Origin of the sequence: Streptomyces sp. A3M-1-3, assembly GCF_024213665.1 — a bacterium.
GTDB lineage: Bacteria > Actinomycetota > Actinomycetes > Streptomycetales > Streptomycetaceae > Streptomyces.
Genome location: NZ_JANAVP010000018.1, coordinates 19060 through 40168 on the forward strand (window position 1 = coordinate 19060; position 21109 = coordinate 40168).

The following is a 21109-nucleotide window of genomic DNA, read 5'->3' on the forward strand; positions in this document are numbered from 1 at the left end:
CTGCCCATGCGCATTGTGGTTCTGGCCGGCGGCATCGGCGGCGCCCGTTTCCTCCGCGGCCTGAAGGCGGCCGCTCCCGAAGCGGACATCACCGTCATCGGCAACACCGGAGACGACATCCATCTGTTCGGGCTGAAGGTCTGTCCCGACCTCGACACCGTGATGTACACCCTCGGCGGTGGCATCAACGAGGAACAGGGCTGGGGGCGTACGGACGAGAGCTTCCGGGTCAAGGACGAACTCGCGGCGTACGGCGTCGGCCCCGAGTGGTTCGGCCTCGGCGACCGCGACTTCGCCACCCATATCGTCCGTACGCAGATGCTCGGCGCGGGCTTTCCGCTGAGCGCGGTCACCGAAGCACTCTGCGCCCGCTGGAAGCCCGGCGTCCGGCTGCTGCCCATGTCCGACGACCGGATCGAGACGCATGTGGCCGTCACGGTGGACGGCGAGCGCAAGGCGATCCACTTCCAGGAGTACTGGGTCAAGCTGCGGGCCTCCGTCGAGGCGCACGCGATCGTCCCGGTCGGCGCGGACCAGGCCAAGCCGGCACCCGGCGTGCTGGAGGCCATCGCGGAGGCGGACGTCATCCTCTTCCCGCCGTCCAATCCCGTCGTCAGCGTGGGCACCATCCTCGCCGTCCCCGGCATCCGCGAGGCCATCGCCGAGGCCGGGGTCCCGGTCGTCGGCCTCTCCCCCCTCGTCGGCGGCGCGCCCGTGCGCGGGATGGCGGACAAGGTGCTGGCAGCGGTCGGGGTCGAGGCGACGGCCGCGGCGGTCGCGCAGCACTACGGCTCCGGGCTGCTCGACGGCTGGCTCGTCGACACGGTGGACGCCGGGTCGGTGGACGAGGTCGAGTCGGCCGGTATCCGCTGCCGTGCCGTACCGCTGATGATGACCGACCTCGACGCCACGGCGGCGATGGCCCGCGAGGCGCTGGCGCTCGCTGAGGAGGTACGGGCGTGAGCTCGCCGTCCTTCCGGGTGTGGGCGCTGCCCGGGATCCCGGAGGTCCGGGCCGGCGACGATCTGGCCAAGCTGATCGCCGCCACGGAGCCCGGTCTCGTCGACGGCGATGTCCTGCTGGTCACCTCGAAGATCGTGTCGAAGGCGGAGGGCCGGATCGTCGAAACGGCCGACCGCGAGGCGGCCATAGACGCCGAGACGGTACGGGTGGTCGCCCGGCGCGGGCCCCTGCGCATCGTCGAGAACAGGCTCGGCCTGATCATGGCCGCGGCCGGTGTCGACGCGTCCAACACCCCTGCGGGCACCGTGCTGTTGCTGCCGCTCGACCCGGACGCCTCGGCCCGCGCGATCCGGGAGGGACTGCGGGACACGCTCGGCGTGGATGTCGGCGTCGTCGTCACGGACACCTTCGGCCGGCCCTGGCGCAACGGTCTGACCGATGTCGCCATCGGCGCCGCGGGCGTCCAGGTCCTCGACGACCTGCGCGGCGGCACCGACGCGCACGGCAATCCGCTGAGCGCCACGGTGGTCGCGACCGCCGACGAACTGGCCGCCGCGGGCGACCTGGTGAAGGGCAAGACGGGCGGCCTGCCGGTCGCGGTGGTCCGCGGTCTGCCCCATCTCGTGGCGGACGTAACGGACGGAGCCAGCGCGATGGTCCGGTCCGCCGCGGACGACATGTTCCGGCTCGGCACGTCGGAAGCGGTGCGCGAGGCACTGACCCTGCGGCGCACCGTGCGGGAGTTCACGGACGAGCCGGTGGACCCGGGCGCGGTGCGCCGCGCGGTCGCGGCCGCGGTCACGGCCCCGGCGCCGCACCACACGACGCCCTGGCGTTTCGTACTGCTGGAGTCGGCGGGGTCCCGTACCCGGCTGCTCGACGCGATGCGGGACGCGTGGATCGCGGACCTGCGCGGCGACGGTTTCACCGAGGAGTCGATCGCGAAGCGGGTGCGACGCGGCGATGTGCTGCGCCGGGCGCCCTACCTGGTCGTCCCGTGCCTGGTGATGGACGGCTCGCACACGTACGGGGACTCGCGGCGCGACTGCGCCGAGCGCGAGATGTTCGTGGTCGCGGCCGGCGCGGGCGTGCAGAACTTCCTGGTGGCACTGGCGGGCGAACGCCTCGGCTCCGCGTGGGTCTCGTCCACGATGTTCTGCCGCGATGTCGTACGCGAGGCCCTGGACCTCCCGGCCGGCTGGGACCCGATGGGAGCGGTGGCGGTGGGCCACGCGGCGGCCCCGCCGAAGGACCGGCCGGGCCGGGACGCGGAGGACTTCATCGCGGTGCGGTGAGAACGACCGCTTCCCGCCCCTCCGCTCCGAGCACGTCAGGCAGGACTTCGACTTCTACTCCCCCTGATCAAACGGCTTCACTTTGGGTCGTCACGAAGCCGCGGGCTACGCCAGAAGTTCCCTCTCCACCAGTACAGCGCCTCTCTGTCCTGAGGCCAAGGAGCCTCCTTGACGCCAGGCTCCTCAAAGTGGTCCCGATCGAGATCGATTGGCCTCCAATCGGGATCGCGAGAATAGCTCTCGCTAGTAGATTCAATTTTGGGAAGCCGCTCTATACTACTGTCCGTGTGCCCATTCACGAACTCCACGAACTCGTCCAGCGTGTAATCACTGCCGTGGAAATCTTCCCCACCAAGTTTGTCGCCAGGCTTTCCACCAACGGCCGTTCGGCAGTCCGGCCCACTGTTGTGAACGAGTACCGGCGTAGCTCCCGCCAGCACATATTGATCCGAAACGGTTCGGGTTCTGGGTCGTTGTGGTGGTGTGAGTGATCTGGTGGGGGACGCGCGGCATCTGTCGCCGTCAGCGCAGGAAGCGTTACGGCTGCGGGCGGTGGCCGCGCTGGTGGAGGGCCGGGGCCGCGAGGAGGTCGCGGCGGTGTTCAGGGTCTCACTGAAGGCGGTGGACGGCTGGTGGGCGAAGTGGCTGGCCGGAGGCCGTGACGCTCTGACCGCCCGGCCGCGGGGCAAACGCGTGGGTGAGCATCAGGTGCTGTCCGAGGCCGAGCAGGCAGCCCTGCGCCAGGCGGTGCTCGATCACCGCCCTTGCGATCTGGGGCTTTCGGGGCAGTTGTGGACGCGCGGCCAGGTTGGTGCTCTGATCGCGAAGCTGTACCGGGTCCGCCTGACCGACCCCGGGGTCGGCAAGTACCTGAAGCGGTGGGGGCTGTCCTTCCAGCGCCCTGACAAGCGGGCCGTGGAACAGGACCCGGAAGCGGTGCGCGAGTGGCTGGAGGAGACCTGGCCGGCGATCCGGGCGAAGGCGAAGGCCGAGGGCGGCGAGGTGCTCTTCGCCGACCAGGTCGGGATCCGCTCCGACCAGGTCACCGGCCGCACCTGGGGCGAGAAGGGACGCACCCCCATCGTGCGCCGCACGGGAAACCGGTTCTCCGTGAACGCGATGTCCGCGATCAGCACCAAGGGCCGCATGCACTTCATGGTCTTCACCGAAACCTTCGACGCGACCGTGATGTGCCGCTTCCTGGAACGGCTTGCGGTCACTTCAAGCACAAGATCCATCTCGTAGTCGACGGGCACTCCGCACACCGCTCGAAGACGGTCCGCACCTGGCTCGCCGGCCACACCGAGGAGATCGAGCTGCACTTCCTGCCGCCGTACTCGCCCGAGCTCAACCCCGACGAGCTCGTCAACGCCGACCTCAAGCACAGCCTGCCCAAAGGCCACCGGGCCCGTAACCAGGCCGAACTCGCCACGGAGACCCGCCGGTTCTTCCGCCGACGGCAACGCCAGCCCCACATCGTCCGCGGCTACTTCCACGGCCCCCACGTCCGCTACACCCTCGAAGAGAACCCTTTGAGTTTCTGATCAATAGTACGTGTGCTACGCGACCCCTCTCTATCTGCGTATTCGCAGATCAGCGGCGGTTTTTGGTTCCGCTGGTGTCCGTGGTTGTGCGGGGGAATCCGTGGTTGTTGCCGTCGCTACTGCCGTCAGGGGTACGGGGCGCGCGGTCGTGCTGCCGCTGGCGCAGTGTCGGTGCAGGGGAGGTCCGTGAGCGGGCGGTTCGCCTGGTCCTGGAGACCCGCGACCAACTCCTGCGCCAGGGCCACCAGGTCGCCCGCTGCACCGTGGAGCGGCTGATGAAGGCCGAGGGCCTGTCCGGCGCGGTGCGCGGCAAGAAGGTCGTCACCACCGTGTCCGACAAGAGCGTCGAGCGGGCCCCCGACCGGCTGAACCGCCGGTTCCTGGCCGGCGCCCCGAACCGGATCTGGGTCACCGACTTCACCTACGTGCAGACCTGGGCCGGGACCGTGTACGTCGCCTTCGCGGTCGACACGTTCTCGCGCCGGATCGTGGGCTGGGCCGCGTCGACCAACAAGCGCACCCAGTTCGTCCTGGACGCCCTCGACAGGGCCTGTGGCAGCGCGACCGCACTGGCACCTCCGTCCAGCCGGGCGAGCTGATCCACCACAGTGACGCGGGATCGCAGTACACCAGCTTCCGCCTCGCCGCCCACCTGGCCGCCGAGGACATCGCGGCCTCGGTCGGCGACGCCTTGGACAACGCCCTGATGGAGTCGACGATCGGCCTGTATAAAACAGAGTTGATAAACCGTCAGGGACCCTGGCGGACTCTCGCCGATGTCGAACTCGCCACCGCCGAGTGGGTGGACTGGTACAACCACACCCGGCTCCACGGTGAGCTCGGCCACATCCCCCCGGTCGAACACGAAGCAGCCTACTACCTCCAGAACCCCCCAAACACGCAGGTCACAGCCACAATCTAGAGTCTCGAACGAATTCGGAGCGGTTCATCAAGACCCCATGAAGACCCGCCAGCACCGTCTGGCGGGGCTTCAGATTTGCGAGTTGAACGACTACGGACCTTGGTTCCCACCCAGGAAGTCACGAACTGCCGAGACGCTGGTCCGCCATTCAGAGATGGAATTTCCGTCTTCATCGACAGTGAGTCGTGACCTAACGGAAGACCACGGCTCAAGCGGGTCGAAATCCCTCTCCAGCTCATCCAGGAAGATGATCGAGTTCTGGATAATTACATCTTCCCCTCGCCTATAAAGGGGCCAGCAGAAGATGAAATTACTCGCTTCCGGATTGGTGATCGACGCAATGAGACAGGAGTCTCTTTCCTCCCCATCGAAAATCACCTGAATCGAATCGCGCCAACTACGTTCATACTCATCGATGCTCCAGTAGGAGAGATCCATGTAGAACGACTCGGCGAAGTCGCCAACAGTGATTCTGCCAGTTGCCCCCGCTTCTTGATGGAGCAAGGCAGCCGGGGGTCGATCCGATGCAACCTCGATAGAGAAGGCGTCAGTTCTTGAGGTAGTTGAGATCTGCATCATAGGTGCCAATCCTGTCGCCTCGACGGCTGAATACTTTCCAGCCCCCAGACACGTTGTGCCCATCGACATCGGGAGTGATGTAGTTCTTGCCGTTGAAAAATACGTCCTGCCCGTGCGAGTTGAACGGCGCCTTTTGGGGAGCAATTCTCCTGCCGTACCCCAGGGCTCCCGCCCGATCCTTTAGCGTACCCGCGTAAAGCTCTCGGTTCTGCGCACTGCGCGCGGCCACCGAATCAGGATGATACGGGTCACCCTTCAATGCGGGAGAAGAGGTGTAGCCCTCAGGGAGATCACAGTTGCTGTTGTGAACCAGGACCGGAGTCTCGCCCGCCAGCACATAGTACGTGTGGATGTTGCTGACCGTCAGGTTGTAGACGGCTGCCTTCTGAGTCCAGCGTTCGACTGCGGTGATCTGGACAAGCGTTCCTGCACTGGTGCGGAGCCACTGGCCCGAGATGAGGTCCGTGGCGTCGAGCCACTCGCCGAGTTCCGGGACCCAGAACGGGTGGCCCTCCGTCGCCGTTACCTTCGCAGTCGCTTTGCCGCGGTCGCCATCCGTGTCAATCGAGACGCGGACGAGGTTCTTCTGGCCCTCACTCTCATGAACGGCCGTTACTTTCTCGATCCGCGTCTTTCCGGTGTCCGGATCGGTCGCCACGACCTTGTCGCCCGGCTTGATCTCCTCAATGCGCGTCGTTGAACCGTCCGCCATGAGAACAAGGGCGCCCGCGGTGAAGCTGTTGCCGCATGTCTCGGCGACCTTGCCAACCACCTTGAAGCCCTTGAGGACCTTGGCCCACGGGAGGTCCAGCGCGGCTGCGCCGCAGCTCGACATCTTTCCTTGGCCGAGGCATCCCTTCCAGGCCTCGATGTCCGGAGCGACGACGCCGACGATGACCGCCGTCACCACCTTGTCGAAGGCGCTCTGTTCGTAGGACACCAGGCCCATCGCCTCTGAGGACTGGCAGAACGCGCTTCCCTGATCCGACGGCTTGTGGCACTTTCCTTGCGCCCACCGCTTGAGTCGCTCCTCGGCGCTGTCGAACTGCGCGTATTGCACGGCCAGTTCCTGTGCCGTCGGCACCTGTATGTTCTCGATCCAGACGCGCCCGTCCGCGGTCTGAGTGACCGTGACGTTCGGCTGCTGGGGAGAGGGGGTGGGGCTGGGGGTGCTGCTGACGTCGTAGATCTTGTCGCCGTCGCGGTCGTAGCACCCCTCGGTGGTGCACCCGGGGCCGTTGTCCGGGGTCCACACCGTGCCGGGGTCCGAGCCGCAGCCGTCGCAGAACAGGCCTGACGGGTCGGACGAGCTGGTGGGGTTGTTGTTGCTGTAGGCGTAGCCGTTCATCTGGAGCGGATCCGCGATGTCGATGATCGGGTCCACGGAGATGAAGCGACCGGCTGCTTGGTCGTACTCGCGAGCGCCGATGTGCGTGAGGCCCGAGGGGTCGTCGATGCCGTTGCCGAGGTACGAGCGCTTGTTGGGCCAGCTCGCCGGCTTGGTGCCGCGGACGTCGCCGTAGGGCTTGAACGCGCGGCGCAACACCGGCTGGCCCGACGTCTGTTCCACCGTGGTGGTGGCCGTACCGAGGTGGTCGGTGAGCAGCACGGTCAGCTTGTGGCCCGTGGTCGCGCCATTGGACGCCGAGCGGATGACCGTGGGGGCGCCGTCCTGGGTGTAGGCGCGGGTGGCCTGCTTGATCTGGCCCGCGGCCGTGGTCAGTTCGGTCTCACCCAGGTAGAGCACGCTGCCCGAAGGGGAGTTCTCCAGGACGCGGTTGCCTTCGGCGTCGTAGACGTACTTCGTCGTGACACCGTCGTCGGTGATCGTGTCGAGCTTGTTCTCCCTGGTCCACTTCAGGTTCTGGGTGGTGTTCGGCAGGTCGCGCAGCTTTGTGTTGCCCGCCGTGTCGTACTCGTAGACGCTGCCGCTGCCGGCCGGTGTGGACGAAACATAGGCGAGCGCGTGCGGCTGCGTCTTGTAGGACGGCAGGGCGCCGTTGGCCGGCACCGTGGTTCCGTAGCCGTAGGTGAGTTTGATGTCCTTCGTCGCATCGGCGGGGTTGTGCTTGACCAGCCCCTTGCGGTTGCCGATGACGTCGAAGGTGTAGCTGTCCCAGTAGCCCGTCGAGCCGCCCGAGACGGTTCCGGAGGCCGGAGCCGCTCCGTTCAGTGAGCTGGTCAGCGCGGCGTCCGGGGTCTCGGTGTCCGAGACGGTGTCCGGTGCGTTGGCGATGGGCCCGCGCGACGGCGCTCCGTCCGTGCGGTTGCCCCAGGCCGTACCGTCCGCGCTCTTGCAGCCGACGCCCGCCTTCGTCGGCGTGATGTTCGACGTCCAGGCGTGGACGAGCTCGTTCATCGCGTCGTAGGTGTAGCACTGGTTGTCCCAGGTGGACACAGCGCCGTCGGTGAGCCTGCGTGCCTGCGAGGTGATGTTCCCCGCGAGGTCGTACGAGTAGTAGTCGTCGTTGATCCGGTGCGAGTTGGCGGTCTCGCGGTCCACGACTGTGCGCTGCAGCTGCCCCGTGTGCTCGTTGACGAAGTTGGTCGTCCACACGCGGTAGGGCTGCGGCCCGCTCACCGTACGCAGCGGCTCGCCGTACGCCGAGTACGTTGCATCCGTGGTGTACCAGCTGGCTCCGGAGGTGGACTCGGGCAGCCCGTCCCCGTTGTAGCGGGTGATGACCTTCTCGGCGGCCAGCCCGCCCTTGGCCGGCAGCGTCGTCGTCAGCGGCTTGCCGGTCGGCGTGTAGGTGTGCGTGTAGGTGTAGGTGCCCGAGACGCCGGTCGTCATGGCGTTCGCGGGGATCACCGTCTGGCTGCCGGTCGGCCGGTAGCCCGTGTCGTACCCGGTGACCCGGTTGATGTAGTCGCCGCTCGCGTCGTGGCGGATCGAGGCGACGGGCAGGCCCGCGGCACCCGGCAGGGTGTCGTAGGTGAACTCCTTGGCGAGCGGGGCTGTCGCCGTGCCCTCGCGGACCCCGGTGATGCGGTTCAGCTCGTCGTACGTCGTGTAGACCGAGCCCCGTACGTCGCTGGTCCTGACCATTCGGTCGGCATCGTCGTAGAAGGCCGAGACGGTGCCGGTGTCCGGATCTGTGGACTCGGTGAGTCTCCGACGGGTGTCGAACGTGTAGGACCAGACATTGCCCGCCGGGTCGGTGACCTTGTCCCGGTTGCCCCGCGTGTCGTAGCCGTAGGTCGTCGTACGCCACTGGGGCGACGAGGCGCCTGCGTTGTGGTCAATCTTGGTCACCCGGCCAAGAGCATCGGTCCAGGTGTTCACCCTCGGGTACGTCGCTCCCGGCGGACGGACGGACGTGTTCGTGTCGCCGTACGTCCTCGCAGCGTCGTACGCGAACTCCCCGCCGTGGTAGGTCGCCACACGGACCGGGCGCTCGAGCCCGTCGAACCGCGTGCGGGTCAGGCTCGGGACGAGCGTGTCGGAGACCCGCTTGAACTGGACGGGCTGCGGCTCGCCCTTGGCCAGGTACCCCCCGGTCTGCTCGCTGACCAGGCCATGGTCGTCGTAACGGGTGTCCGTGATGATCCGGCCGGGGCCGTGCGCCTCCGACTGGGTCTGGACCGCGCGCATCAGGCCGTCGTAGATGGTGACCTGCTTGGCGTAGGTGCCGTCGTCCTTGATGGTCTCAAGGGTCACCGCGGACGGCCTGGTCACCGTCGGCTCGGCGTTCGCCAGCTGGTACGAGATCTTCACGTCCGGCTCCTGCGTGCCGGAGGAGCGCGCCGGGGACCAGCCCTTGACCAGTCGGCCGAAGGCGTCGTACTCGTTACGGGCCACCCGTCCGTTGGTGTCGGTGACGGTCAGCGGCAGGCCGCGCCCGGGGTCGAACGACGTGACGTTGGTGTGGCCCTTGGGGTTGATCGTGGTGATGGAGGTGACCGGGCCTCCGGCGTCGCCCGGCGTGTACCGGGTCTCGGTGGTGCCGACGACCGGCCTCTCCACCGTGCGCAGGCGCCCCAGCGGGTCGTAGGTCATACTGGTGACGACGGAGTAGGCCGATCCGGTGGCGTTGGTGTCGGCAGTCGCCGTCACCAGTCCCTTCACCGGTGTCGCTCCGTGCGCCAGGCCGTCGTACGACGTGCGGGTGGCGTTGAGCAGGTACGTCACGACGACGGCGGAGTCGTAGTCGGCACAGGAAGTGGCCGTGGTCCGCGCCTCCTTCGGCAGGCCGATGAGGTTGGCGGAGGTGTTGTGCACGTACTGCGTCTTGGCGCAGGTGTAATTGCTGAGCGTCTCACCGGTGCCGTTGGGCTTGACCACCGCGGTCTGCACCTGGATGGGCAGGCCGTAGACGGTGTCGACCTCGGCTTCCGTGCGGATCGCCTGCCAGCTGCTGCCGACGTTCTGAATCGCGTCGGAGCGCTTCATTCCGGAGCGGTGCGCGAGCAGCGGTCCGACTCCGCCCGCGCGCTCGCGCGACGCGGTCTGCTTGGACCAGGGAAAGTTGAGGGTCCGCTTGAGCTCACGGCCACCCGCGCCGGCGTGGGTGATGGTCTCGGCGACCATACCCGCGTACTGCTCATCGTCGTCCTCGACGAGCGTGATCGTGCCTGTTGAGTCCTTGACGGGTCCGCCCGCACCGCGAAAGTAGCGGGTGACGGCGTACGACTGGGCCTGCGGCGTACTCGCGGTCGGAGTCGAGTTCTTGGCGCCCTTGCGTGTCGTGACCTTCTGGTAGCCACGCCACTCGTTGTGCGTGCGCAGTTCGGGCTTGGTGAACTCGTCGTCGCCCTTGGCCCAGGCGGCATTGGCGTAGTCGTACTGGGTGGTGACGGTCTTCGAAACGCCGGTGATCTTGTCGGTCTCGGTCACTGCGTGGACGACGTACTTGTTGAACCATGCCAGCGCCGGCTTCTCCACCTCGCCGTCCGGCGACCAGCGGACGGGGTAGCAGGTGCCGTGGTTGTTCTCGGGTGCGACGGTGGGCTGGACCTTGCAGCCACCCTTGTAGATCACCTCGATGTCGCCGCCGTGCTCGGTGGAGACGGCACCGATGCGCGGCCGGGTGAAGCCCGGACGAGGGTCGGAACTGTTCCTCGGGACGAGGTTCGGGAGCTGCTTGTCCTTCAGGTAGCTGCCCAGCGGGTGGCTGGGGTCGACGACGTACGGGTGGAAGCTCACCCCGGCCTCGGACATCAGCGTGCCGCTGGTCGCGCCGGGCGTGAAGCCGTAGCGGGTGATGGAGTTCAGCCAGAGGCCGGGCGAGGTGTTGTACCAGTCACGCGGGAAGGCGTGGTTGAGCAGGTACGTGTCGACCTTGGCCGGCGCGGTGCCACCGGGGCGGTGGGCGTAGGTGGTGATACCGCCAAGGCGCATCCGGTTCCAGAAGGACGGGAAGGACGGGCACAGCTTGGAGGTCGACTTGCAGTTGAGGTTGCCGGGGCTGTCCCACCACGGCCGGTAGGAGGCCGGGTCGTCTGTGATGTCGAACTTTGCCGACTCGCAGGCCGCGGCACTCTGCAGACAGCGCTGTTGCAGCACGAAGTCGATCTTCGCGGAGGGGGTGCCGCCGAGGTTGTCGTCACGCAGGCCGTACTCGATGAGGTCGGGCAGACCGCCACGGATGTACTTCTCGGGCGTCTTGTACTTCTCGTTGACCGCGTAGTAGTTCGTCGACTGGTGCCAGTTGACGATCATCGCGTTGCCGTGGACGTCGACGACCTTGTCCAGGCCCCATTGCCACGCCTGCTGCTTGTTGGTGTCGTTGTTGCAGCGGGAGGCTGCGAAGGTGGAGGCGTAGCACGGCTCGCCGGGGTGGTTGCCGAAGACCGGAACGGTGAACACCGATTTCGTGTCGGCGTGACCGTCCCCGATCTTGTTCAGGCCGTAGTAGTACTTCGTGCCGTCGGGCGTCGTGACGATCCAGTGCTCACCGTTGTTGTCGCCGTTGTCACCGCCGGTCTTGAGCTCGACGCGCGTGCCGTCGTCGCTCTGCGGCCGGTAGGTGTCAGCGTCGACGCGTACCAGCTCGGTGGTCTTCCCGCCGAGGGACATCACGGCGTTGTAGGAGACCCAGCACAGGTCTCCCGTCTTGTCCTTCTTCCCCGGATTGTTGGGGGGGCCGGCGTCCGTGGCCTCGCGGTCGTCCTGGCACGTGCGGTAACGACGCTCGATGTGGCCGGGGTCGTAGTCCCAGCCCTCGCCGACCCAGGAGGACTGCGGTGAGGAGGAGGCCGTCCTGCCGTCCACTGCCTGGGAGTTGTAGTCGAGAGAGATCCGAGGCGCGGGGCCTGCCGCGACCGGCGGCACCGCGACCGGGTACGACCATGTGAAGGCGCCCGAGGAGCTGCCGGCCGACCAATGGCCATTGGAGATGAGCGGGGTCGCCTTGAAGGAACCCCCTTCACCCGCACCCGAGTCGACCGCACCGACGACGGCCCTGTCACCGCCGGCCGCGGCCGGCTGGACGTACGTGGCCTGCATGACGCCGGAGCCCGGCTTCGCGGACCGCTGGGCCGAGACCGGGGCGACCGTGCCGTCGGCGGCGGTGTCGACCGTCGCCGTGATCGTCTTCGTCTTCGCGTCGTTGACCGTCTCCAGTTCCTCGTACGCCTGGCACTCCTCAAGATCCGGGGTGGCCAGGTAGCACTCGGGGAACTGCACGAACTTCAGGCGGGAGGACCAGTCCGCGCCGTAGAGGTTCTGGTACGCCTGGTAGCCGAGCTGGACGGAGATGGGCACCGAGCCGGTGACAGGCGCGGTCACGGTGACGACCGCGCCGTCGACGCCGTCGGACACGGCAGCCGTCGGAGCCGCGATGTCCACCGTCCAGGTGCCGGTGGGCATCGCACCGCCCGGGGCCTGGCCCAGCTTCACCGGCAGATCCTCGACCGGCTCGTACGCGGCGGGATCGGCCGAGGCCGCGCCGGTGGTCAATGCTGCGGGCTGCACGGGGGTGCCGAACGTGACGGAACCGGTATCCGCCGCAGGCTGGGTGGCCGTACCGGCCGGAGCCTCGTTCTGGTTCTCGGGCGCCTCGGCCTCGATGCGCTCCAGGTCGGCGTCGTGGTCCCCGCCACTCACCTCCCGCTCGTCGGGCAGCTCCTCCAGGACGAGTTCCTCGCGCGGGACCTCGTCCTTGGCCGGGTCCGGTGGCAGTGCCAGCGCCTGCACCGGAAGGAGCGCAACGAGCAGTGCGGCGCTGACAACCGGCACTACGGCGGAGCGAATGCGCCGACGGCGCGCGGAAACAAAGGCAGGCACGGGTGAGGTCCCCCCGGACGACAAGGAGCGGCTCTGGGCGAACCCAAGGTGAAGCCACATCAGACCGGGCGATTGTGTGGGGCCTCTGTGAAGAAAGACCAGCCCAGAAGTGATCATGTGGTGATGATCGCAGCCATTTATGGGGCGAATTCACCACAGTGGAGGCGGAATTATGATATTGAAATCCAATACATCATCAGCGGGGAGAACGGAACTCTCGACGCATTCCCCATGCTGCGGCACCAGACGACGTGAAGTGGCCTGCCGTTTTGCCCTGTCGGCGGCCTAATCCGTGTGTTTGAGCTCCGCTCCGTCCCCGCCGGCGCATTCGCCGAACAGCCGCCGGGCCCTGCCAGTGGCACCGCTGACTTCCGCGCCCGGCTCCTCTACAGACGCGTGGGACGTGACGCCAGTTCCCCGGTGGGTCATGATCTGCTCGTATCCGTCACGCCCGGGCTCTGTTCTCAGCGCTCCCCGTGACCAGTTGGAGCCCGGTCGCGGTCTGCCGCAATCCGGTTTCGAGGGGGGAAGGGAACCTCGCTCATGACGAGCAGATGGCGCCGCATGCCCGGACGCCGGTCACTCGCGGCGGCCGCGGTGGCAGTCGTCTTGGCCTCAGGCCTCACGTACGCCGGATTGAACGGCCCGACGGAGCAGCGGGATTCCGCCAAGGCAACGGCCCGCGCTCCCCTGAGCGAGGCCGACGCCTCCGTGCAGGCCGCGCGCACGGGTGCGCCGGTGGAGGCGACGGCCATGCGTACCGCGTACTCCTCCACGTGGGCACGCGCCGACGGAATGATGCAGCGGCGCATACATGCCAGCCCCATCCGCGCGAAGGTGGACGGGACCTGGAAGGCCATCGACGCCACCCTCACCCGGGCCGACGGCGGCTGGGCGCCCAAGGCGACCAACGTCCGGATGGTCTTCTCCGCCGGCGCGAAATCGTCGGCCGCGTCCGGCTCCGGGCGTGCGTCCCGCAGCGAGGTCCGCAGGGTGTCGCTGCTGAAGTCCGAGGGACCGGCCGGAAATGCTCTGGTCACCCTGACCACCGGGGGTCACGACATCGTCCTTACGTGGCCGGGCCCCATACCGACGCCGGTCATCGACGGCTCGCGCGCGCTCTACCCCGAGATCCTCCCGGGCGCGGACCTGGTGCTGACCGCCGACGACGGCGGCTTCGCCCAGCTCCTGGTGGTGAAGAACCGTCAGGCGGCCGCCGACCCGCGCGTGGCCCAGCTCTCGTACGGGCTCTCCTCCCCCGACCTCAGCTTCAGTCTCGACCCGGTCACCGCATCCTCAGCGCCGTGGACCCCGGCGGCATGGACGTGGCGGTCTCCCCCACGCCTCTGATGTGGGACAGCGCGGGAACCCCCGCGATGACCGACGGCGGTGCCGGCACCTCCGCGTCCCCGACCGTGCCCGAGGTCATTCCGTCCGGCTCCGCTCCCGCCCCGGAGCCCGAGGACTCCGGCTCGGCAACTCCCGAGCCCACGGACTCGATGCAGGACGGTGACCACGACGACCCCTTCGACGAGGTCCTGCCCGCGGCGAGCGACGAGGCTGGCGACCCGTCCGTCGTCGACGCGATCGAGGGCTCGACTCCGCCCGTCCCCGCCGAGCCCACTCCCGAGCCCTCGCAGACCGGGGCCGCGGCCACGCTTTCGCTGCCTGCGCTCAACGGCCCGCAGCCGGACTCCCACGGCACGCTCGTGGGGACCGATCTGTCCGGCGCCAACTGGCTGCTCACTCCCGACCAGGAGTTCCTGACCGACCCGTCGACGGTCTACCCGGTCTTCATCGACCCGTCGATCAGCAAGCACACCAACGACTGGACGACGGCCTACAGCCGCCACAAGGACGCCAACTTCTACAACGGCAAGGGATTCAACAAGGGCGGTACTCATGAGGCGCGAGTCGGCTTCGAGTCCGACACCTGGGGCACCTCCCGCTCCTTCTTCAGCATCGACTGGGACCCGGACCTCAAGGGCGCGACGGTGCACAGCGCAAAGCTGGTCGCCCTGGAAACCTACTCGTGGTCGTGCAGCAAGCGCAGCATGACGGTGCACCTCACCGGCCCGATCAGCTCCAAGACAACGTGGAAGAACGCGCCGAGCATGACCGACAGCAACAAGATCGGCGGCGCCAGCTTCGCCCACGGCTGGAAGGCCTCGTCCTGCCCCGACGAATACGTCAGGTTCGACATCAAGCCCACGGCCAAGCGCGCCGTCGACGGTGGCTGGAAGTCCATGACCATCGGCTTCAAGGCATCCGACGAGGGCTCGCAGTACTCCTGGAAGAAGTTCCAGGCGGACGGCGGCAACGACCCGTACGTCGACCTGTCGTACAACCGTGCGCCGGCCGCTCCCTCGAGTCTGGACCTCGACCCCGACCAGAGCTGTGACACCACGGCTCCGTACATCAACGTGGGCGCGTCCTCGGTCACCTTCTGGGCGAGCAGCAGCGACAAGGACAGCAACCTCGCCCATGTCTACTTCGAGCTGTGGCCCACCTCGGGAAGCGGAAATCTGCTCGGGGCGAAGGGCAAGGTGTCCGTGGGCAGCCAGAGCTCATCGGCCCGCGTCAACACCGGCTCAATTCCGACCGGCAATGTCACCGGCGGCCTCAAGCTGGTGAACGGCACCACCTACTCGTGGCGTGCCAAGGCCGTGGACAAGTTCGGTGCGACGTCCTCGTACTCGCACACCAAGACGCCGTGCCGGTTCGTCTTCGACAACTCGAGGCCGACCGCGCCGAAGGCCACCTCGACGCAGTTCCCGGACGCCGACGCGAAGGACAACGGCTTCTACAACGACACCGAGGACTCCAAGTGGAGCACGGTGAAGTTCGGTACCGCGGGCTCCTTCACCTTCAAGGCGTCCCAGACCGATGTCGTGAAGTTCGAGTACGGCTTCAACTCCGCCACCTACCCGTTCTCGGTCGCGCGTACGAACGGCTCAGCCGTCACGACGCTGACCACGGCGTCCAACGTCAAGCCGCCGCTGGCCGGACCCAACGTCCTCTATGTGCGTGCGGTGGACGATGCGGGCCACGTCTCCGAACCCCTGAAGTACTTCTTCTACGTCACCCCCCGGGACCAGGCCGACACCCCTGGCGACTTCACCGGTGACAAGCTGCCCGACCTGATGGTCGTGGACGGCAACGGCAATCTGCGGCTGTACCCGTCCGAGTCGACGACCGATCTGGTGAAGGGCACCGGAGACCTCGACTACTCGATGTCGGGCGCCTACCGGGGCAACCCGGCCAAGGACCCGAACGGCGACGACGGGCTTCCGCCCTATGTAGCCGCGCCGTCCGGCTACTGGAAGAACACCCTGATCACCCACCTGGGCGACATATACGGAGGCGATGGTCTGCAGGACCTCGTCGCCGGCCGCGAAGGCAAACTGTGGGTGTACCCGGGTGACGGCTACGGGGCGGTCAACATCGACAAACGCCAGCAGATCCTGCTGCCGTCCAATGCTCCGGCGCCGGACACCATCACCCAGATCGTCTCCGCCGGAGACGCCACGGGCGACGGCAAGACCGATTTCTTCCTCACGGTCGGCGACGCCTTCTGGGTACTCGTCGGGTACAACGGCGCCTCCATCGAGCAGGCCGTCCAGCTGTCCAGCTCCCCGTGGACGGAGCGCGACATCGTGACCGTGCAGGACATCACCGGTGACGGCGTCACCGACCTGGTGTACCGGACCGATGTCAACGGCCGGTTGCTGCTGCGCACCGGCAAGAAGGCGGCCTCGGGTACCGGCACGGACCTCAACTCACTGGCGGCGGCGGTGAACTCGGCCGGCGGTGTCGACACCGAGTACGGGGTCTCCGGCTGGGGCTCCACCAACCTGCGGATCCTGTTCGGTACCCCCGACGCCAACGGCGACGGCATCCCGGACATCTGGACGCTGCGGCAGGACGGGGCGGTCCGTATCTACGCCGGAAGCCGGACCGCGCTCTCGGGCTCCGGCACCGAGATCGTCAGCAACAGCGACGGGGTCGGCTGGAAGAGCAAGATGACCATCGGCTGACGCCGTTGATGCCACGGCTGAGGGGCCCGACCGAACCGCCAACCGGTCGGGCCCCTCAGTCGTCGCCGCGTGCCGTCGCGGTCACAGCCTCGCGATGTCCCAGCGCGGCATCTTCGGCTTCCGGCGGGCCGGAGTACGGCCGCTCAGCAGGATCAGCCGGGCCGCGCGGTGGCGTTGGCCCGCGTACGGGGCGAGCAGTTCCAGCATCATCTCGTCGTCCGCGTCCCGGTCGCCGGCCAGGGCGTGGCCGACGATGCCCGGGAGGTGCAGGTCGCCGACCGTGACCGTGTCGGGGGCGCCGTTGGAGCGCTGGACCGTCTCGGCCGAGGTCCACGGTCCGATGCCGGGGATCAGTTCCAGCCGGGCGGCCGCCGCCTCGGGGGTCATGGCCGCGGCCTCCTCCAGGCGCCGGGCGACCCGGACCGCGCGCATGATCGTCGCGGAGCGCTTGTGGTCCACGCCCGCGCGGTGCCACTCCCAGGAGGGGATCAGCGCCCAGGTGCGGGCGTCCGGCATCGCGTACATCCGCTCGGGCGCGGGGCCGGGGGCGGGATCGCCGTACTGGCGGACCAGCAGGCGCCAGGCGCGGTACGCCTCGTCCGTGGTGACCTTCTGTTCCAGGATCGAGGGGATCAGGGATTCCAGGACCAGGCCGGTGCGGCACAGCCGCAGGCCGGGGCGGCGGCGGTGCGACTCGGCGACCAGGAGGTGCCGCGGGGCGAACTCCGACGGGTCGTCCGCCTCGCCCAGCAGGGCGGGCAGCCCGTCCAGCAGCCACTGCGCGCCCGGGCCCCAGGCCTGCGCGGCCACGGCCCCGTCCCCGGCCGCGACCCGGATCGTGCCCGGGCCGGCGGGGGTACGGCTCGCCCGCCAGACCGAGCCGTCCGGCGTCGTACGGAACGTGGGGTCGCCCGGTCCTCGCCGCAGCGGGCCGAGGACCAGCCCGAGGTCGAGGGGGCCCGGCGGGGTCCAGCGCCGGGAGAGGGCGGCGGCCGGCCGCGCGGGTGCCGGGACAGCGCCCGTGGGCACGGCGACGTGCCCGCCCCGGACTCCGGAGCGGGTCACACGCTGCTGGGGTACGAAGCGTCCTGCCACCCTGAAGAGGCTACTGGTCGGAGGAGAACCGCACCGCACCCGCGGGGAGAACGGCGTCGCACCAGATGCGGACGCCGTCGCGGAGCTCGTTGTCCGCCCCCACCACCGCACCGTCGCCGATGACCGCGCCGGACAGGACCGTACGGGCTCCGATGCGGGCGCCTGCCCCGATCAGCGAGCCGGAGATCACCGCGCCCGGTTCGACGACCGCGCCGGCCAGGACCGTACTGCCGTCGATCCGTACGCCGGCGCCGATCTCCGCGCCGGCGCCGATGACCGTACCGCCGGTGAGCTTGGCGTCCGGTGCGACGAGCGCGGTGTCCAGGACGAGCTGGTCGCCGCACCGGCCGGGGACGGCCGGCGACGGGGCGCGGCCCATGACCAGGTCGGCGGAGCCGCGGACGAATGCCTGCGGGGTGCCGAGGTCCAGCCAGTACGTGGAGTCGACCATGCCCTGGAGGTGGGCGCCCGAGTCGAGCAGGCCGGGGAAGGTCTCACGCTCGACGGAGACCGGCCGGCCGGCCGGGATGGCGTCGATGAGGGAGCGGCGGAAGACGTACGCGCCCGCGTTGATCTGGTCGGTGACGATCTCCTCCGGGGTCTGCGGCTTCTCCAGGAACGCAGTGACCCGGCCGCTGGAGTCCGTCGGCACCAGGCCGAAGGCGCGGGGGTCCTCGACCCGGGTCAGGTGGAGGGAGACATCGGCCGCCGAGGACCGGTGGGTGGAGACGAGCGCGCGGATGTCGAGGCCGGTGAGGATGTCGCCGTTGAAGATCAGGACCGGGTCGTCGGGTCCGGAGTGCAGCCGGGAGGCGACGTTGCGGATGGCGCCGCCGGTGCCCAGCGGCTCGTCCTCGGTGACGTACTCGAGGTGCAGCCCGAGTGAGGCGCCGTCACCGAAGTGCGGTTCGAAGACCTCCGCCAGATAGGAGGTGGCGAGCACGATGTGCTCGACGCCCGCCGCCCGTGCGCGCGCCAGTTGGTGGGTGAGAAAGGGCACACCGGCCGCCGGGACCATCGGTTTCGGGGTGTTCACCGTGAGCGGGCGCAGCCGGGTGCCTTTGCCGCCGACCAGGAGGATCGCTTCTGGCGCTACAGGCGCTTCAGTCAACGTGGGTGCCTCTTCTTCCTGCTGGGGCCTGCCCGGTGGGCGGCCAGTGTATGCAAACCATTCCGGTCATCGGCCCTGATACTGGGCCGACGTGGTCCGGGCGCTGCCGAGCTTGCTGTAGAGGCGGGCACCGGGGCATTCGGTGGCGAATCCGTCCCGGTGCCCGGAGATGACGTTGAGTCTGACTTTCCGGCCCTTTTTATAGAGGTTCCCGCCGCCCGACGTGAGGGTCGTCCGGCCGAGCGGGTTGGCTCCGTACAGGCCGAGCTTCCAGGCGGTTAGGCGCGCTACGGCGTCCACGGCCGCCTTGGGCGGGGCCGAGTTGCCGAAGCTGCCGAGGACGGCGATGCCCATGCTGTTGCTGTTGAAACCGAGCGTGTGCGCACCGAGGACCGGCTTGGCTACGCCGCCCGCTCGCCCTTCGTAGATGTTTCCGCACTTGTCGACGGCGAAGTTGTAGCCGAAGTCGCGCCAGCCATTGCTCCTGACGTGGTAGCGGTAGATACTGCGAAGGACCGAGGAAGCCTGCGAGCACTGGTAGTTGTTGCCCGACGCGCTGTGGTGCACGAAGGCCGCCTTCACCGTCTTGGTGTACACGAAGCCGGTTTCCCGGAGCTTCTCGTCGGCGCCCCAGCCCTTGCGCGTGACGATGCGCGGGCGGGGTCCGATGTACGGGGCCACCGCCGGCCCGGCGGCGCCGTCGGTCGCGATGACCGCGTCGGCCTCCGACTCCCCCTTGCTCAGTGCCTGGATCTCGCGGGCGCCCAGCGGCGCGAGCGGGGTGTTCTGCGGGTCGTCGCCCGGGTCGACGAGTTCGATGCGCATCCCCGAGGGGAGGCGGACGGCTGCGGTGCTGCGGTCGGCGTTCGCCTGGACGCGCACCTCCACACCGTCGGAGTCGCCGACCCACAGCGGGGCCGTGCTGCCACGCACCCGGCCCGAGGTGTGCTCGTCCGTCTCCGGATCGGCCGAGTGGTCCTGGTTGTGCGTCTCCAGGTCCTGCCAGCCGGACCAGTCGGTGGTTCCGGTGGCCCTGGTGCGCACCTGGACGCTGCCGTGCAGTTCCGCGTCGGCGTCGTCCCAGACGACCCCGACCAGCGAGAACGTCCGTACATCGCGCGCCGGCAGGCCCGCTCTCGCCGGGCCGGGGACACCCGCGGTCCTGTCCCCGGAGTCACCGAGCGGGGCCAGTGGCAGGGACTGGGTGGAGCCGGGCACCGCCGCCTCGGCGGGGGCCGCCGGGGTCGCGGCCACGGTGTCGGGGGGCAGGGCGGCAAGCGGGAGCGCCAGTGCGGCCGTACACGCGACGCCGATCGAGGAAGCAAGAAATCCACGCATACATCCGATGTTGTACATAATCAGACAAACCTGTCCATCGGAGAGTTGACGGCCCATCGGCCCGACGCACCCCGCCACTCGCCCGTACGGCCGACCGGGCGCGGCGCCGCCCGCGTACCCTTGCGCGGGTGAACGCCACTGATCGCACCCCCGCCGACCTGCTGCGATCCGCGCTCGCCGCGGATCCGGCCCGCCCGCTCGTCACCTTCTACGACGACGCCACGGGCGAGCGCGTCGAACTGTCCGTGGCCACCTTCGCCAATTGGGTGGCCAAGACCGCCAATCTGCTGCAGGGAGACCTGGGCGCGGAGCCGGGTGACCGACTGGCGCTGCTGCTGCCCGCGCACTGGCAGTCCGCGGTCTGGCTGCTCGCCTGTTCGTCGGTGGGCGTGGTCGCGGACGTGGGCGGCTTCCCGGCGCAGGCCGACCTGGTCGTCAGCGGACCCGACACGCTGGAGGAGGCGCGCGCCTGCGGCGGGGAGCGTGTGGCGCTGGCTCTGCGCCCCCTGGGCGGCCGCTTCCCGCAGTCGCCGGCCGGCTTCATGGACTACGCGGTCGAGGTACCGGGCCAGGGCGACCGCTTCGCGCCGTACGCCCCGGTCGACCCGGAGGCGGTGGCACTGTCCGTACGGGGCGAGCAACTCACCTCCGTACAGGTGGTCGAGACGGCGCGCGCGGACGCGGCGGCCCAGGGTCTCGAACCCGGCTCACGGCTGCTGTCGGGGCTGGCGTACGACAGCTGGGAGGGGCTGTCGGCCGGCCTGTTCGCACCGCTCGCGGCCGGCGGCTCGGTCGTCCTGTGCCGCAACCTCGGCCAACTGCCGGAGGGCGGGCTCGAGAAGCGCATCGAGACGGAGCGGGTCACCGGCACCGTGCTCTAGTGCTCCACAAGTCCACCCTTCTGGGCGCACCGGCTGCCGGGGGTCCGGGCTTGAGCGGCACTACCAGTACATGATCGACGGTACGCACACCCAACCGCGACTTTCGGCCGTCTACC

At 68.7% G+C, this 21109-nt stretch carries 10 protein-coding genes and 2 pseudogenes; 7 read left to right on the plus strand and 5 right to left on the minus strand.

Annotated elements, in window-relative coordinates; translation table 11 throughout:
• The first annotated feature begins 6 nt into the window (after window positions 1-6).
• From cofD to NLX86_RS20965, 4 genes and pseudogenes are all read left to right on the plus strand, one after another.
• Window positions 7-963, plus strand: a complete 957-nt coding sequence (cofD, locus tag NLX86_RS20945; protein WP_254373275.1) for a 2-phospho-L-lactate transferase — start codon at window positions 7-9, stop codon at window positions 961-963.
• On the plus strand, window positions 960-2258 hold the full coding sequence (locus NLX86_RS20950) for a coenzyme F420-0:L-glutamate ligase (RefSeq protein WP_254373276.1): 1299 nt from the start codon (window positions 960-962) through the stop codon (window positions 2256-2258). The genes cofD and NLX86_RS20950 overlap by 4 nt, the downstream gene beginning before the upstream one ends.
• Window positions 2259-2801: 543 nt before the next feature.
• Window positions 2802-3802: pseudogene (locus NLX86_RS20955) on the plus strand (IS630 family transposase).
• A gap of 224 nt (window positions 3803-4026) precedes the next feature.
• A pseudogene (locus NLX86_RS20965) lies at window positions 4027-4724 on the plus strand (IS3 family transposase); the annotation flags it as partial.
• Between the two features lie 90 nt (window positions 4725-4814).
• On the opposite strand, the gene NLX86_RS20970 reads toward NLX86_RS20965, so the two are convergent.
• Complete coding sequence (locus NLX86_RS20970) at window positions 4815-5303, minus strand: hypothetical protein (RefSeq protein WP_254373279.1); 489 nt, start codon at window positions 5301-5303, stop codon at window positions 4815-4817.
• Window positions 5272-12483, minus strand: coding sequence for a polymorphic toxin-type HINT domain-containing protein (locus tag NLX86_RS20975; RefSeq protein ID WP_254373280.1), 7212 nt, complete (start codon window positions 12481-12483; stop codon window positions 5272-5274). The genes NLX86_RS20970 and NLX86_RS20975 overlap by 32 nt, the downstream gene beginning before the upstream one ends.
• A gap of 591 nt (window positions 12484-13074) precedes the next feature.
• Here NLX86_RS20975 and NLX86_RS34795 point away from each other — a divergent pair.
• Both NLX86_RS34795 and NLX86_RS20980 read left to right on the plus strand, forming a co-directional pair.
• Window positions 13075-13881 carry a hypothetical protein gene (locus NLX86_RS34795; RefSeq protein WP_308409621.1) on the plus strand — a complete coding sequence of 269 codons (807 nt, stop codon included), beginning with the start codon at window positions 13075-13077 and terminating at the stop codon, window positions 13879-13881.
• Window positions 13836-16568, plus strand: a complete 2733-nt coding sequence (locus NLX86_RS20980; RefSeq protein ID WP_308409622.1) for a DNRLRE domain-containing protein — start codon at window positions 13836-13838, stop codon at window positions 16566-16568. The genes NLX86_RS34795 and NLX86_RS20980 overlap by 46 nt, the downstream gene beginning before the upstream one ends.
• 81 nt (window positions 16569-16649) lie before the next feature.
• On the opposite strand, the gene NLX86_RS20985 is transcribed toward NLX86_RS20980, so the two are convergent.
• The 3 genes from NLX86_RS20985 to NLX86_RS20995 all read right to left on the minus strand — a co-directional run bounded on the left by NLX86_RS20985 (window position 16650) and on the right by NLX86_RS20995 (window position 20112).
• Window positions 16650-17663, minus strand: a complete 1014-nt coding sequence (locus tag NLX86_RS20985; RefSeq protein ID WP_254373281.1) for a DNA-3-methyladenine glycosylase 2 family protein — start codon at window positions 17661-17663, stop codon at window positions 16650-16652.
• 10 nt (window positions 17664-17673) lie between these two features.
• Window positions 17674-18774, minus strand: coding sequence for an NDP-sugar synthase (locus NLX86_RS20990; protein ID WP_254373282.1), 1101 nt, complete (start codon window positions 18772-18774; stop codon window positions 17674-17676).
• A gap of 66 nt (window positions 18775-18840) precedes the next feature.
• Window positions 18841-20112, minus strand: coding sequence for an N-acetylmuramoyl-L-alanine amidase (locus NLX86_RS20995; RefSeq protein WP_254373283.1), 1272 nt, complete (start codon window positions 20110-20112; stop codon window positions 18841-18843).
• A gap of 128 nt (window positions 20113-20240) precedes the next feature.
• Between NLX86_RS20995 and NLX86_RS21000 the strand changes: the two genes are divergently transcribed.
• The gene (locus NLX86_RS21000) at window positions 20241-20993 is read left to right on the plus strand and encodes a TIGR03089 family protein (protein ID WP_254373284.1); all 753 of its coding nucleotides are present in this window, start codon (window positions 20241-20243) and stop codon (window positions 20991-20993) included.
• Window positions 20994-21109 lie beyond the last annotated feature (116 nt).